Origin of the sequence: Mesorhizobium sp. AR07, assembly GCF_024746815.1 — a bacterium.
Lineage (GTDB): Bacteria > Pseudomonadota > Alphaproteobacteria > Rhizobiales > Rhizobiaceae > Mesorhizobium.
Window position 1 is genome coordinate 4710683 of the sequence record NZ_CP080525.1, and the last position, 12983, is coordinate 4723665.

Annotated in this window: 16 protein-coding genes; 8 read left to right on the top strand and 8 right to left on the bottom strand. The window is 63.8% G+C overall.

The window, feature by feature from the left end; genetic code table 11:
• Positions 1-12 precede the first annotated feature (12 nt).
• Positions 13-417 carry a GFA family protein gene (locus BPNPMPFG_RS23765; protein ID WP_258591072.1) on the top strand — a complete coding sequence of 135 codons (405 nt, stop codon included), beginning with the start codon at positions 13-15 and terminating at the stop codon, positions 415-417.
• Between the two features lie 15 nt (positions 418-432).
• Here BPNPMPFG_RS23765 and BPNPMPFG_RS23770 read toward each other — a convergent pair whose 3' ends face one another.
• Positions 433-1704 (bottom strand): DNA recombination protein RmuC, encoded by a 1272-nt coding sequence (locus BPNPMPFG_RS23770; RefSeq protein WP_258591073.1) that lies wholly within the window; start codon positions 1702-1704, stop codon positions 433-435.
• A gap of 103 nt (positions 1705-1807) precedes the next feature.
• On the opposite strand from BPNPMPFG_RS23770, the gene def reads away from it, so the two are divergent.
• The 4 genes from def (at position 1808) to truA (ending at position 4783) form a co-directional block, all read left to right on the top strand.
• Positions 1808-2338: a peptide deformylase gene (gene def, locus BPNPMPFG_RS23775; RefSeq protein WP_258591074.1), complete on the top strand. Its 531-nt coding sequence runs from the start codon at positions 1808-1810 to the stop codon at positions 2336-2338.
• A 5-nt stretch (positions 2339-2343) separates the two neighbouring features.
• Positions 2344-3279 (top strand): methionyl-tRNA formyltransferase, encoded by a 936-nt coding sequence (gene fmt / locus BPNPMPFG_RS23780; RefSeq protein WP_258591075.1) that lies wholly within the window; start codon positions 2344-2346, stop codon positions 3277-3279.
• Positions 3276-3785 (top strand): GNAT family N-acetyltransferase, encoded by a 510-nt coding sequence (locus tag BPNPMPFG_RS23785; protein ID WP_258591076.1) that lies wholly within the window; start codon positions 3276-3278, stop codon positions 3783-3785. Before fmt ends, BPNPMPFG_RS23785 begins: the two co-directional genes overlap by 4 nt.
• Positions 3786-4018: 233 nt before the next feature.
• The gene (gene truA, locus BPNPMPFG_RS23790) at positions 4019-4783 is read left to right on the top strand and encodes a tRNA pseudouridine(38-40) synthase TruA (protein WP_258591077.1); all 765 of its coding nucleotides are present in this window, start codon (positions 4019-4021) and stop codon (positions 4781-4783) included.
• A gap of 12 nt (positions 4784-4795) precedes the next feature.
• Here truA and BPNPMPFG_RS23795 read toward each other — a convergent pair whose 3' ends face one another.
• Positions 4796-5428 (bottom strand): transporter, encoded by a 633-nt coding sequence (locus BPNPMPFG_RS23795; RefSeq protein WP_258591078.1) that lies wholly within the window; start codon positions 5426-5428, stop codon positions 4796-4798.
• 2 nt (positions 5429-5430) lie between these two features.
• Entirely contained in the window at positions 5431-6624 is a 1194-nt protein-coding gene (gene dapE / locus BPNPMPFG_RS23800; RefSeq protein ID WP_258591079.1) for a succinyl-diaminopimelate desuccinylase, read from the bottom strand.
• Between the two features lie 128 nt (positions 6625-6752).
• Between dapE and BPNPMPFG_RS23805 the strand changes: the two genes are divergently transcribed.
• Positions 6753-7790, top strand: a complete 1038-nt coding sequence (locus BPNPMPFG_RS23805) for a 2-dehydropantoate 2-reductase (RefSeq protein WP_258591080.1) — start codon at positions 6753-6755, stop codon at positions 7788-7790.
• On the opposite strand, the gene BPNPMPFG_RS23810 is transcribed toward BPNPMPFG_RS23805, so the two are convergent.
• From BPNPMPFG_RS23810 to dapD, 4 genes are all read right to left on the bottom strand, one after another.
• The gene (locus tag BPNPMPFG_RS23810) at positions 7756-8469 is read right to left on the bottom strand and encodes a hypothetical protein (protein ID WP_258591081.1); all 714 of its coding nucleotides are present in this window, start codon (positions 8467-8469) and stop codon (positions 7756-7758) included. The genes BPNPMPFG_RS23805 and BPNPMPFG_RS23810 overlap by 35 nt on opposite strands.
• A 13-nt stretch (positions 8470-8482) precedes the next feature.
• Entirely contained in the window at positions 8483-8860 is a 378-nt protein-coding gene (locus BPNPMPFG_RS23815; RefSeq protein WP_258591082.1) for a DUF805 domain-containing protein, read from the bottom strand.
• Complete coding sequence (locus BPNPMPFG_RS23820) at positions 8853-9215, bottom strand: DUF805 domain-containing protein (RefSeq protein WP_258591083.1); 363 nt, start codon at positions 9213-9215, stop codon at positions 8853-8855. The genes BPNPMPFG_RS23815 and BPNPMPFG_RS23820 overlap by 8 nt, the downstream gene beginning before the upstream one ends.
• Positions 9216-9287: 72 nt before the next feature.
• Positions 9288-10142 (bottom strand): 2,3,4,5-tetrahydropyridine-2,6-dicarboxylate N-succinyltransferase, encoded by an 855-nt coding sequence (gene dapD, locus BPNPMPFG_RS23825; protein WP_258591084.1) that lies wholly within the window; start codon positions 10140-10142, stop codon positions 9288-9290.
• A gap of 228 nt (positions 10143-10370) precedes the next feature.
• Here dapD and BPNPMPFG_RS23830 point away from each other — a divergent pair, with 228 nt between their 5' ends.
• Positions 10371-11216: an LOG family protein gene (locus tag BPNPMPFG_RS23830; protein WP_258591085.1), complete on the top strand. Its 846-nt coding sequence runs from the start codon at positions 10371-10373 to the stop codon at positions 11214-11216.
• 132 nt (positions 11217-11348) lie between these two features.
• On the opposite strand, the gene BPNPMPFG_RS23835 is transcribed toward BPNPMPFG_RS23830, so the two are convergent.
• Positions 11349-12053 carry a pyrimidine 5'-nucleotidase gene (locus BPNPMPFG_RS23835; protein WP_258591086.1) on the bottom strand — a complete coding sequence of 235 codons (705 nt, stop codon included), beginning with the start codon at positions 12051-12053 and terminating at the stop codon, positions 11349-11351.
• A 161-nt stretch (positions 12054-12214) separates the two neighbouring features.
• On the opposite strand from BPNPMPFG_RS23835, the gene BPNPMPFG_RS23840 reads away from it, so the two are divergent.
• On the top strand, positions 12215-12976 hold the full coding sequence (locus BPNPMPFG_RS23840) for a GGDEF domain-containing protein (RefSeq protein ID WP_258591087.1): 762 nt from the start codon (positions 12215-12217) through the stop codon (positions 12974-12976).
• Positions 12977-12983: the final 7 nt, after the last annotated feature.

A 12983-nucleotide genomic window follows, 5' to 3' on the forward strand; every position in this document is an offset into this window, starting at 1 on the left:
GGGAGAAGCAAGATGAAAATCGACGGCGGCTGCCATTGTGGCGCCATCACCTACGAGGCGGAGGTCGACCCTGAAAAGACCTCGATCTGTCACTGCACGGATTGCCAGCAACTGACCGGCACGGCCTTTCGAGTGACCGTTCCCGCGCCCGAGGACCATTACCGGATCACCAAGGGCACGCCGAAAATCTATACCAAGACCGGGGCGAGTGGCGCCAAGCGCGCCCAGGCCTTTTGCGCCGACTGCGGTTCGCACCTTTACGCCACGTCGGTCGGAGATGGTCCAAAGGTCTATGGAATTCGAGCGGGAACCGCGCGGCAACGCGAGGATTTGATCCCGACACAGCAGAAATGGCACCGCTCGGCACTACATTGGCTGCCGGAATTTCAGGGGATGACGACCGTGGAGGAGCAGTAGCGCTCCTCGGGCCGTTCAATCGTCGCCTTCGACGACCCTCAGCCTGAGTTGCCCGGTCTTCGAATCGGCAACACGCGCGCCTGCTTCGACTTTCGCGGCGGGAGCCCGTGTTGCCGCGTCCGGACCGGCATCGCCGCCGGGCTGCGCGCCGAACTCCAGAGCCTCGATCTTCTGGCCACGTTTGGTCACCTTCGACGTCGAGACGAGAATGTCGTCGATGTCCTTGGCCGACTGGCCGAAATGGACCTGCAATTTGCGCACCCGCTCGTCGACGCGCGCAACATCCTCCATCAGCCGGATGACTTCGCCCTGGATCAGATGCGCCTGTTCGCGCATGCGGGCGTCCTTGAGGATCGCCTGGATAACCTGGATCGACAGCATCAGCAGCGATGGCGAGACGATGACGACACGGGCGCGGTGCGCCTTGTGAACGATCGCCTCGAAATTCTCGTGGATCTCGGCGAACACCGATTCCGACGGCACGAACATGAAGGCGGTGTCCTGCGTCTCGCCCTGGATCAGGTATTTTTCCGATATGTCGCGGACATGGATCTCGATGTCGCGGCGGAAGGCCTGCGAGGCAACCTTCTGCAGGTCGGCGCCATCGGCGGCGCGAATGGCGTTCCAGGCTTCCAGCGGAAATTTAGCGTCGATGGCAAGCGACGGCGCGCCGTTAGGCATTTTTACCAGGCAGTCGGGCCGGCTGCCATTCGACAGCGTTGCCTGGAATTCATAGGCGCCATGCGGCAGGCCATCGGCGACGATCGCCTCCATGCGCGACTGGCCGAAGGCGCCGCGCGTCTGCTTGTTGGAGAGGATTGCCTGCAACTGCACGACCTGGCCGGCAAGCGACTGGATGTTGCCCTGCGCGACATCGATGATCGCCAGCCGCTCCTGCAATTTGGCCAGGCTCTCATGCGTCGATTTCGTCTGCTCGGTCATGGTCTGGCCGAGGCGGCCGGTCATGGCGTCGAGGCGTTGGCCGATCGACTGCGTCAGCTCCGCTTGCCGTGCCCCGAACACTTCGGCGATGGCGCCCATGCGGCCCTGCATCTCGGCCTGCGATTGCAGAATGCCGGCCATCCGCGCCTCGGCGTCGCGGGCATGGTCGGCGGCTTCGGCTGCGGCGACGGCACGCGCCTTGGCCGACCGCCACAGCGCGACGACAAGCGCCACGAACAGGCCAAGAAACAGCAAGGCGCCGACGGCAAGCGCATGGCCGAGCGTGATCGTGGTGGCGCCAAGTCGCGCGACAGGCTCCGAAAGGATAGTGCTCAGATCATTCATGTGGACAGCATAGCCGATTCGCGGGGCCGGCACAGATCAAAACGTGAACGAGCGCGGGGCGCACCGGTTGACGCTTTTCGCTGGAGGTCTTAGGTGGAACGCCATGCCGATCAAGCCGCTCATCATCCTTCCCGACCCCATCCTGCGCCAGGTTTCGAAGCCCGTGGAGCGCGTCGACGCGCCTTTGCGCAGATTAGCCGACGACATGCTGGCGACCATGTATGACGCGCCCGGCATCGGGCTGGCGGCGATCCAGATCGGCGAACCGGTGCGCATGCTGGTGATCGATCTCGCCAAGGAAGACGAGACGCCGGCGCCGCATGTCTTCATCAACCCGGAAATCCTGGAGAGCGCCGATGCGCGCTCCGTCTACGAGGAAGGCTGCCTGTCGATCCCGGACTACTATGCCGAGGTCGAACGCCCGGCCGCCGTGCGGGTCAAATATCTCGACCGCGACGGCAAGCTGCAGGAGCTGGAAGCCGAGGGCCTGATGGCGACCTGCCTGCAGCACGAGATCGACCACCTCAACGGCGTCTTGTTCATCGACCACATCTCGAAGCTGAAGCGCGACATGGTGGTGAAGAAATTCAAGAAGCTCGCCAAGGACAAGGCGCCGGGCAAGCTGGTGGGATAGGGGAAATGCCCCTTCGCGTCATCTTCATGGGCACGCCGGAGTTTTCGGTGGCGACGCTGCGCGCGATTGCCGAGGCCGGACATGACGTCGTCGCCGTCTACACCCAGCCGCCGCGCGCCGCCGGACGGCGCGGTTTGGAGCTGACGCCGTCGCCGGTGCAGCGCGAGGCAGAGCGGCTGGGCATCGAGACGCGCACACCGGTATCGCTCAAGGGCGAGGCCGAACAGACGGCCTTCCGCGCCTTGCGGGCCGACATCGCCGTGGTCGTCGCCTATGGTTTGCTGTTGCCGAAGGCGGTTCTGGAGGCACCCCGGCTTGGCTGCGTCAACGGCCATGCCTCGCTTCTGCCGCGCTGGCGGGGTGCGGCACCCATCCAGCGCGCCATCATGGCCGGGGACCGCGAAACCGGCATGATGGTGATGCGCATGGAAGAGGGTTTGGACACCGGCCCGGTCGGAATGGTTGAAAAATGCGCCATCGAACCCGATATGACAGCCGGCGATCTGCATGATCGGTTGATGAGTGTCGGTGCTGCCCTGATGGTGGAAGCACTGGCGCGACTGGAAAGGAACACCCTGACATTTACCCGCCAAGCGGTGGAGGGGGTGACCTATGCCAAGAAAATCGATAAATCCGAGACTCGCGTGGACTGGACTCGCTCGGCGAGCGAGGTCCACAATACCATTCGTGGCCTGTCGCCCTTTCCCGGTGCCTGGTCCGAGATAGACATTGGCGGCCGCCAAGAGCGGCTGAAACTGCTTCGCTCGACGCTGTCCGAAGGCGCCGGCGAGTCGGGAGGAATTCTCGATGACCGGCTGACGGTCGCCTGCGGAGCAGGCGCCATCAGTCTGGTCGAAGTTCAACGGGCGGGCGGAAGGCCCGCTGCCGCGTCGGAATTCCTGCGCGGGGCCAAGATCGAAAAAGGAATGAAATTCTCATGAGCATGATGTCGATACGCGCGGCGACGCCGCGGGATCGCGAGGCCATCCGCCTCGTCGAGGAACACGCTTTCGGCCAGCAGGCGGAGGCCGGGCTGGTCGACGCGCTGGTGACCGGCGGCGACGCCGTCACCGAACTGGTGGCGGAAGAAGACGGCCAGGTGGTCGGCCATATCCTGTTTTCGCGGCTGTTCGTTCAGAAGGGCGGCAAGAGCTTTGCGGCCGTGGCGCTCGCGCCGTTGGCGGTGGAGCCTTCGTTCCATGGCAGCGGCATTGGTGGCGCGCTGATCCGCGAGGCGCATATCCGCCTCAGGGATGTTGGCGAGACGCTGGCCGTGGTGCTGGGCGATCCGGCCTATTACGGTCGTTTTGGCTACAGCCACGCGCGCGCTGAAAAGTTCGAGAGCGAATACCAGGGCGAGGCGCTGCAGGCGCTGGCCTGGGGCGACGCCCCGGAAGCCGGCAGGCTGGTCTACGCCTCGGCCTTCGGCTCGGCGCTCGCCGCGTAAGCGGCAACCGCCCTAAAGCGCGTCGCGTTTGAACGGATACACGCAACGCGCTTTAGGTCTTTGTTTTTATGCATGTCGTCCTCCCGAAACCGGGGCCGCTTTTGGGCGACATGCATTTGAGCCGGATGATTTCAGGTCGGATCGACCTGAAATCTGAATCCGCCTCTAACTCAAGAGATAGAGCATGATGTCGTCCGAAAGCCGCTTCATACTTTTCGGCATCATGCTCTAGAATGCCGCGTTTTCGCCTCGACATCGAATATGACGGCAGCCTCTACGCCGGCTGGCAGCGCCAGGCCGACCAGCCTTCGGTGCAGCAGGCGATCGAGCAGGCGATCGAGAAATTCTGTGGCGAGCAGGTTTCGCTGCGCGGCGCCGGCCGCACGGATGCCGGCGTTCACGCCACCGGTCAGGTGGCGCATGTCGACCTCGTCAAGGCATGGCCAAACGACAAGGTGCGCGACGCCATCAACGCGCATCTGCAAATGGCCGGCGCGCGCATTGCGGTGCTGAAGGCGGCCGCTGTCGCGGACGGATTCGACGCCCGCTTTTCGGCGACCGGCCGCCACTACATCTACCGCATCGTCAACCGCCGCGCGCCGGCGGCGCTCGACAAGGGCAAGGTGTGGTGGGTGCCGAAGCGGCTCGACGCCGGCGCCATGCACGAGGCGGCAAAAGCCCTGCTCGGACGGCATGACTTCACCACCTTCCGATCCACCCAGTGCCAGGCCAACAGCCCGATCAGGACGCTGGAACGGCTCGATGTGAGCAGGCAAGATGACCTGATCGAGGTCAGGGCCTCGGCGCGCTCCTTCCTGCACAATCAGGTACGCTCGATGGTCGGCTCGCTGAAGCGCGTCGGCGAAGGCGGCTGGACCGCCGCCGACCTGAAAGCTGCGCTGGACGCCCGCGATCGCGCCGCCTGCGGTCAGGTGGCGCCGCCCGATGGGCTGTTTCTCGTTGGCGTTGATTATCTGGGTGTCGACTATCCAGGATAGAGCCAGAAGGCTCTATCCGGAGATGAGCCCGGAAAGGCTCTGAGTCCCGGCATTGTCCGGCACGGAGATGCCGAGCAGCATCTGCAGGCCGAACAGCACCAACAGCGAAGCGATGAACATGCCGGCGAAAACGGCGGTGCCGACTGCCGCGCCCTTGCCGATGGTGGCGTTGGTCATGCGCCAGGTCAGCACCATCGACAGGGCAAACAACAGCAGCGAGACAATGCTGGAAACCTGGCTTGCGGACGAGAGGAAAAGCCTGATCAGCGCCGACGGCAGCATCAGCCATGCGGTGATGGCCGAAGCCCAGTTGCTGGCAACGACGTAGTGGACGAAGCGGCCGCCGATGCCGGCGCGCGGCGCGACCAGGGCCAGGACGACCAGCGGCAGCACCCAGGAGCCGATGTCGACCGTCGCCAGGCGCACCAGCATGCTGAAGCGCCCGGCGAAAGCGTCGGGATCGCCGATCTCATTGGCGATGCCGACCCAGCCGACGATCAGCGGCGGCGCGGCAACGATGATGGCGAAAAAGGAATTCCAGAAGCCGTCGGCCGACAGGTCGAGCAGGCGCAGGCCGTCGGCCTTGCCCAGCATCAGCCGCCAGGCGCCGGTCAGCGAGGCTTGGGTTTCGTCCGCCGAAAGCATGCTCAGCCCTGTCCGAACCAGTCTTCGATGAAGCGTTGGTAGATTTGCGTCAACGTTTCGAGATCGGCAATGGCGACGCGCTCGTCGACCATGTGCATGGTCTTGCCGACCAACCCGAACTCGACCACCGGGCAATAATCCTTGATGAAGCGCGCATCGGACGTGCCTCCCGAGGTCGACAGCGTCGGCTCCTTGCCGATAGCCGATTTGATCGAGCCGCGCAGCGTTTCGATCAGCCTGTCGTCGCGGGTCAGGAAGACATGGCTCGGCCGGTCGCGCCAGACGAGGTCGTAGTCGACCGGCGTCTTCTTGCCCTGCCGGTACTTCTTGCGTTTGGCCGCCTGGTCGAGGCGATTGTGGATTTCCGCCTGGACGGTCTCGGCCGTCCAGCTGTCGTTGAAGCGGATGTTGAAGGTCGCGGTCGCCTTGGCCGGGATGACGTTGGTGGCCGGGTTGCCGACATCGATGGAGGTCACCTCCAGATTGGTCGGCTGGAAATCCTTGGTTCCCTTGTCGAAGACAGGATGCAGCAAGGCATCGACCAGGCCCATCAGCCCGCGCACGGGATTGTCGGCAAGCAAGGGATAGGCGACATGGCCCTGGCGGCCATTGACGATGATGGCGCCCGACATCGAGCCGCGGCGGCCGATCTTGATCATGTCGCCCAGCGCGTCCGGATTGGTCGGCTCGCCGACGATCGAGGCATCCCATTTCTCGCCCCTGGAAGCCGCCCATTCGAGCAGCTTCACCGTGCCGTTGATGGCCGGCCCTTCCTCGTCGCCGGTGATCAGCAGCGAGACCGACCCCTTCGGGCCACCACTCTTCTCGACATGGCGCGCCACGGCGGCGATGAAACAGGCAATGCCGCCCTTCATGTCGACGGCGCCACGGCCGTACATTTCGCCATTGGCGATCTCGGCACCGAAAGGCGGATGCGTCCAGGCTTCCTCGTCGCCAACCGGCACCACGTCGGTATGGCCGGCAAACATCAGATGCGGGCCGTTGCCGGAGCGTCGCGCATAGAGGTTCTCGATATCCGGCGTACCGTCTTCGGAGAACACCGGGCGATCGACCAGGAAGCCGAGCGGCTTCAGCATCGTCTCCAGCGCGGTCAGCGCGCCGCCTTCGGCGGGCGTCACCGAAGCACAGCGGATAAGGGCAGCGAGATTTTCGGCGGGATCGGTCGGCAGCGTCATGGCAAAAGCGATAGTCGAAAGCGCAGGGCCTGTCACGGCCAGACATGAGGGCCAGTCCAATGGCCGACGATACCGCCGACATTATGGTTTTCATGTCGTATAGTCGCGGGCCGGTGCGGAGTGACAGGGTGGCAAACGCGGACAAGACGATCGTCATTGCCGGCGCCGGCAGCATCGGCTGCTATGCCGGCGGCTGCCTGGCGCTCGCCGGGCACCGGGTGATCCTACTGGCGCGGCCGCGCATCGAGGCGGCCTTGCGGCAGGGCGGATTGCGGGTCAGCGACCTCCAGGGCCGCGATCGCTCGATCAAGCCGGACGCACTTGTCGTCACCGCCGATGCGGCTGTCGCCCTGCCTCAGGCCGACGTGATCCTGGTCACGGTCAAGAGCGGCGCCACCGAAGATGTGACCACCCTCATCAAGACGCATGCCCGCCCGGATGCGGTGGTGGTCAGCCTGCAGAACGGCGTCGACAATACCGACAGGCTGCGCGCCGGGCTCTCCGGGCGAACGGTGCTGGCCGGCATGGTGCCGTTCAATGTGGTGCAGTCCCCGGACGGCGAGCTGCCGCTGCGCGTGCACCGGGCCAGCGACGGCAAGGTGATGATCGAAGACGCCGGCCTGGTCAGCCTTCTCGGCGTCGAAGGGTTCTCGGTCGAGGCGCATGGCGAGATGAAGGCGGTGCTGTGGGGCAAGCTGCTGATGAACTTGAACAACGCGCTGGTGGCGCTTTCCGGTCTGCCGCTGGCGACCGAATTGGCCGACCGGCGCTGGCGGCTGATCCTGGCCGGCCAGATCGACGAAGCGCTGAAGGCGATGAAAGCGTCCGGCATCGAGCCGGCGAGAATCGCCGGCCTGCGGCCAGCACTATTGCCGAAGGTGCTCAGGCTGCCGGACTGGCTGTTCAAACTGCTGGCGCGGCGCATGCTGGCGATCGACCCGCAAGCGCGCTCGTCGATGTGGGACGATCTGCAGCGCGGTCGGCCGACGGAGATCGACGACTTGCAGGGTGCTATTTTGCGGCTGGCGGAACAAGCCGGCACGCCGGCGCCGATGGTCAAGCGGATCACCGCTCTGGTGCGCGAGGCGGAAGCCAGCAAGCGCGGATCGCCCGGGCTGATGCCAGGTCAAGTCACCGCGTCAGCGGACGGCCGTCGATCAGGGTGATCTTCTGCCAGATCTTGCGTGACAGGTTGGAGCTCAAATTCTCGATGTCGTTGACGCCGTCGATGACGACGTCGTCATTGACCGACTGGGCGAAGAGTGCGGCGACCTTGCCGGTGATCGACAGCATTTCCGAGCAATAGTCGAGATAACGGGCAAGATCGGCGGCGTTGGTGATGCGGCGGGCCGGAGAGTGAGCGGTTGGCTTGAAATTGGCCGAAAGCGTGGCCGGATCCTTGGTCAGCTGATGCATGTCGATGACATGGATCAGCGAGCGCAGGCCATGCAGCTGGCGAAAGACCCGCTTGCGCTTGATGCGCTCCTCGGTGCGGATCAGGGCAAGCAGGCCCAGCACCGCCAGGATGACGGTGTTGATCGAGGCTTCGATGCCTTGCACCGACTGCAGGGCATCGTCGGTTCCCGAGATGCGGTCGAGCGGCAGGATGGTGCCGACGAAGAGGAACACCAGCACACCGGCGACGAAGGCGGCCATGATCAGCCCGCGCAGCCACCAGATCGGCGCTTCGAGCGCCTTGGCCGCCTCGGCCAGATCGCGCGACAGCGAGACCAGCTCGGCGGCGACGCCACGCAATCCGGCTTCCGGGAAACGGTCGGCGATCCGGCCTTCCAGGCGTTCGGCGGTTTCGACGATCAGTTTCGGATCAAGCGTGCGGTAGCGCATGTCCGATCGACCCTCAGGGTTGTGCCGGCTCATTGGTGCGCCGGCCATAGCGGTTGGGCCCAGGCTGCCCTGGAAACAGGCACAACACAAGGAAGGCGACGATCGAGACCACCGGCACGAACAGGATCAAGGCGGCAATGCCCGGCTTGTCGAGATCGTGCAGCCGCTTCACTGCCAGCGCGATGTTCGACCACAGCGAGGCGATGAAGGCGATGAAGAAGATGAACGACCACATGTTGCTCTCGGCCGAGCCTTCCGGCACCAGCGTGAAGCGGTAGAGCGGAAAGGCCTGTATGATGGCGACGAGCAGCCCGCCAAGAAAATAGGCCGCGCGACTGACGCGGCCCGATGTTCTGAAGAAAAGCCAGGTGAGATCTGATCTGTCAGGCAAGCGGGTCCGGTCCATATTGATTGGCACCCCTGGTGCCTTCGAGGATGCCGAGTTCGACCAGCAGCCAGATGCCGCCGATAACGGGTACGAGGCCGATCAGCGTCCACCAGCCCGACTTGTTGCGGTCGTGCCAGCGTTTGGCATAGAGAGCAATCGCGAAATAGATCGATGCCAGTGCGAAGAGGATGCCGATGATGCCGATCTGGGCGCCACTGGCGGTGGTGAAACGTGTGCCGAGGATCGCATCGAGAATGAAGGCTATGATGCCAATAACGATGAATACGCCGATGCCAGCCCAGAACTTGCCACGGTTGATACGACCATCAAAGCTTGTGAGCAGATATTTCCAGTCCATGTCACCCCTCCATGTTGAACCAGCGCGACGGATTGTCGCGCGGGCGGAAGGTGCGCTCGCTTTGTGCAAAGATCAATCGCGCAGCAATTCGTTGATCGAGGTCTTGGAGCGGGTCTTGGCGTCGACACGCTTGACGATGACGGCGCAGTAGAGGCCTGGACCCGGCTCGCCATTCGGAAAAGGCTTGCCCGGCATCGTGCCGGCGACGACGACGGAATTCGGCGGCACCTCGCCATAGAAGACCTCGCCGGTGGCGCGGTCGACGATCTTGGTCGACTGGCCGATGAAGACGCCCATGCCGAGCACCGAGCCTTCGCGCACGATGCAGCCTTCGACCACTTCCGAGCGCGCGCCGATGAAGCAATTGTCCTCGATGATGGTGGGACCTGCCTGCATCGGCTCCAGCACGCCGCCGATCCCGACGCCGCCCGACAGATGCACGTTCTTGCCGATCTGCGCGCAGGAGCCGACCGAAGCCCAGGTGTCGACCATGGTGCCGCTGTCGACATAGGCGCCGACATTGACGAAGGACGGCATCAGCACGGCGCCCGGCGCGACATAGGCGGAACGGCGCACGATCGACGACGGCACGGCGCGGAAGCCCGCCTTCTCGAAGTCGACGGCGCTCCAGCCGTCGAACTTCGACGGCACCTTGTCCCACCACACGGCCTCGCCCGGCCCGCCCTTGATGATCTCCATCGGGTTGAGCCGGAAGGACAAAAGCACGGCCTTCTTCAGCCACTGGTTGACATGCCATTTGCCGTCGGCCTGCCGCTCGGCGACGCGGGCGGCGCCGCGGTCGAGCAGGTCGAGCGCCGACTGGATGGCGTCGCGCGTTTCGCCGCGGGTCGCGGTCGAAATCGCGTCGCGTTCCTCGAAGGCCTTCTCAATGGTCTTTTCGAGGCTCGCCAGATCGGGCTTCGACATGAATTCGCTCCATTACCAAGCTGTTAAGGGGCTGCGCCTTAACCTGTTTTGAAAGTCGCGCGGACCCCTGGCAGGCTTTGCCTGCTCGGGTCTTTGCATGTAGCAGGTTCTTGTCGCAAAACCGCCGGACACTTTTGCGGAACCTGCTTATGTTAAGGCTCAATGGGGGTCAATCGCGGCTGCGCCACGGGACGGCGCAACTGAAGAATTTGGACGGGTAAGGCAATCATGACTCCTATGGAAAAGGCGGGGTGGACGCCGCTGCCGCATTCGGACGAGGATCTGGAGCGGTCGAAGAGCGTGCCGGACACGCCGCAGACGCGTGCCGAGACCTACAGGCTCGCCTGGAACGACCCCGACTTCATGACGCGGCGCGAATTGCGCGCGGTCAGGCTGCAGCTCGAACTCTTGAAGCCCGAAATGATCCTGGCCGAACGCGGTATCCGTTCGACGGTGATCCTGTTCGGTGGCGCACGCCTACCGGAGCCCGGCGGCGAGGCCTGGGCGGCCAAGAACGAGACGCAGAGGAAGAACCTCGAGGCCAACAGCAAATATTACGAGGAGGCGCGAAAATTCGCCCGCCTCTGCTCGCAGCAGTCGGCTGCGTCATATTACCGCGAATATGTCGTGGTGACCGGCGGCGGGCCTGGTGTGATGGAGGCGGGAAACCGTGGCGCCGACGATGTCGGCGCGCCGTCGATCGGCCTCAACATCGTCTTGCCGCACGAGCAGGCGCCGAACCCCTATGTGACGCCGGAGCTCTGCTTCAACTTCCACTATTTCGCCATCCGCAAGATGCATTTCGTCATGCGCGCCAAGGCTGTGGCGGTGTTTCCCGGCGGCTTCGGCACGATGGACGAGTTCTTCGAGACGCTGACCCTGATCCAGACCGGGCGCATGGAGCGCGTGCCGGTGATCCTGTTTGGCAAATCCTTCTGGAAACGGGCGATCAACCTCGATTTCCTCGCCGAGCAGGGCACGATCAGCCCCGGCGACCAGGACATCATCGACTTCGTCGACACCGCCGACGAAGCCTGGAGCATCATCAGCCGCTTCTACAAGTTAGGGGAGTAAGGGAGTAGGGCAGTAGGGGAATAAGGGAATAAGGGAATAAGGGAATAAGGCGATTGCAGTCTCTGCGTTCCAGATCAATTTCCCCTACTCCCCTACTCCCCTACTCCCCTACTCCCCTACTCCCCTACTCCCCTACTCCCTAACAATGATCGCCGTCAGGAAGCTGGCGAGATCGTCGGTGACGAAATCGACGTCGTCTTCCTGCGTTGGGTCGCGTTCCCAGATCTCGGAAAAGGTCGGCTCGAAATTGCGCGGCACCACCAGCACCGTGGTCATGCCCAGCGACTTCGGCACCGAAAGGTTGCGGGCAAGATCCTCGAACATCACCGCATTGTGGCCGGTGACGGCGTGGAGTTCGGCGAACTTCTCGTAGGTCTGGCGCGCCGGCTTGGGATTGAGCCCGGCGGCGACGATGTCGAAGATGTCGTCGAAATGGTCGAGGATGCCGAGCTGGCGCGCGGTGCGTTCGGCGTGCCTGCGGTCGCCATTGGTGAAGATGAACTTGCGGCCCGGAAGCTGGCGGATGGCGGTGCCGAGAACGGGATCGGGCACCAGCCATGAATAGTCGATGTCATGCACCTTCTCGAGGAAATCGTCGGGGTCGATGCCGTGGCGCGTCATCAGCCCGTTCAGCGTCGTGCCATATTCGCGGTAGAGCTCCTTCTGCAGCTTGCGCGCTTCCTCGCGCGGCAGTGCCAGCAGTTCACCGACATAAGCGGTCATCTTCACGTCGATCTGCGAGAACAGATTCGAATGATGCGGATAGAGCGTGTTGTCGAGGTCGAACACCCAGTCGGTGACATGGGCGAAGCGGGCGGCATCAGGGAGCGTGGTCATGCGCTCCTTATGGCATGAAACGAGCATTCCGAAAGAGACTTTATCCACAACTTATGCGCGTCGAGAGTGGCGGAAATGGCATCACGATTCAAATTTTAGCCATCCGGGAAAGGTGGCCTTCAGGCCTTGCTGGCAGAGAGACAGTCCTGTGGGAGCAAGCGATGAACAGCATAATTCTGAGATCCGCCGCCGTTGCTTTCGCCTCTGTCGCGGCCTCTCTCCTGCTGACGCTGATCATCGTTCCGGCGATGGGATTTCCGGTCAACCGCACGATCTGGCTGACCTCCACGCTCTGTCCGCTGGTCCTCGCATGGGCCGCCAGCGCAAGCACTTTCTGGCAAAGCGACAAGCTGAAAAACGCGCATCGCGACCTTGCGCGGGCCCATGCCCAGCTCGCCGCCGCGCATCGCCGCCTGGCGGAAAAAGCGAGCCGCGACGACATGACCGGCATGCTCAATCGGGAAAACTTCTTTGCCGCGCTCGACGGGTCCCGCCGCAAGTCCGACCGTGGGGCGCTGTTGATCATCGACGCCGACCACTTCAAGACGATCAACGACAATTTTGGCCACCTGACCGGCGATGACGCACTGCTTTTGATCGCCAGCGCGATCGAGCGCGGCGTGCGCGGCGGCGACGTGCTCGGCCGCATCGGCGGCGAGGAGTTCGGCGCCTTCCTGATCGGCGCCACCGAGCAGGAAGCCAAGCGGGTCGCCGAGCGCATCCGCCGCGAAGTCGAGCTGATCCGCTTCCGGCCCGTCGACGAGCGGACCATCCCGCTCACCGTCAGCATCGGCGGGACGGTGTGTGGTGAAGATGCAAACGTCTCGGAACTGATGCGCGCCGCCGACAAGCGCCTCTACCAGGCCAAGCACCGGGGCCGCAATCTGACGATCCTCGATACGGACATTTCCGAGGCGGCGTGATCCGGCC

Bases quoted from the DNA above. Each gene is read 5' to 3' on its own strand.
- BPNPMPFG_RS23765 (WP_258591072.1), top strand. From the start codon at position 13: ATGAAAATCGACGGCGGCTGCCATTGTGGCGCCATCACCTACGAGGCG.
- BPNPMPFG_RS23770 (WP_258591073.1), bottom strand. From the start codon at position 1,704: ATGAATGATCTGAGCACTATCCTTTCGGAGCCTGTCGCGCGACTTGGC.
- def (WP_258591074.1), top strand. From the start codon at position 1,808: ATGCCGATCAAGCCGCTCATCATCCTTCCCGACCCCATCCTGCGCCAG.
- fmt (WP_258591075.1), top strand. From the start codon at position 2,344: ATGCCCCTTCGCGTCATCTTCATGGGCACGCCGGAGTTTTCGGTGGCG.
- BPNPMPFG_RS23785 (WP_258591076.1), top strand. From the start codon at position 3,276: ATGAGCATGATGTCGATACGCGCGGCGACGCCGCGGGATCGCGAGGCC.
- truA (WP_258591077.1), top strand. From the start codon at position 4,019: ATGCCGCGTTTTCGCCTCGACATCGAATATGACGGCAGCCTCTACGCC.
- BPNPMPFG_RS23795 (WP_258591078.1), bottom strand. From the start codon at position 5,428: ATGCTTTCGGCGGACGAAACCCAAGCCTCGCTGACCGGCGCCTGGCGG.
- dapE (WP_258591079.1), bottom strand. From the start codon at position 6,624: ATGACGCTGCCGACCGATCCCGCCGAAAATCTCGCTGCCCTTATCCGC.
- BPNPMPFG_RS23810 (WP_258591081.1), bottom strand. From the start codon at position 8,469: ATGCGCTACCGCACGCTTGATCCGAAACTGATCGTCGAAACCGCCGAA.
- BPNPMPFG_RS23820 (WP_258591083.1), bottom strand. From the start codon at position 9,215: ATGGACTGGAAATATCTGCTCACAAGCTTTGATGGTCGTATCAACCGT.
- dapD (WP_258591084.1), bottom strand. From the start codon at position 10,142: ATGTCGAAGCCCGATCTGGCGAGCCTCGAAAAGACCATTGAGAAGGCC.
- BPNPMPFG_RS23830 (WP_258591085.1), top strand. From the start codon at position 10,371: ATGACTCCTATGGAAAAGGCGGGGTGGACGCCGCTGCCGCATTCGGAC.
- BPNPMPFG_RS23835 (WP_258591086.1), bottom strand. From the start codon at position 12,053: ATGACCACGCTCCCTGATGCCGCCCGCTTCGCCCATGTCACCGACTGG.
- BPNPMPFG_RS23840 (WP_258591087.1), top strand. From the start codon at position 12,215: ATGAACAGCATAATTCTGAGATCCGCCGCCGTTGCTTTCGCCTCTGTC.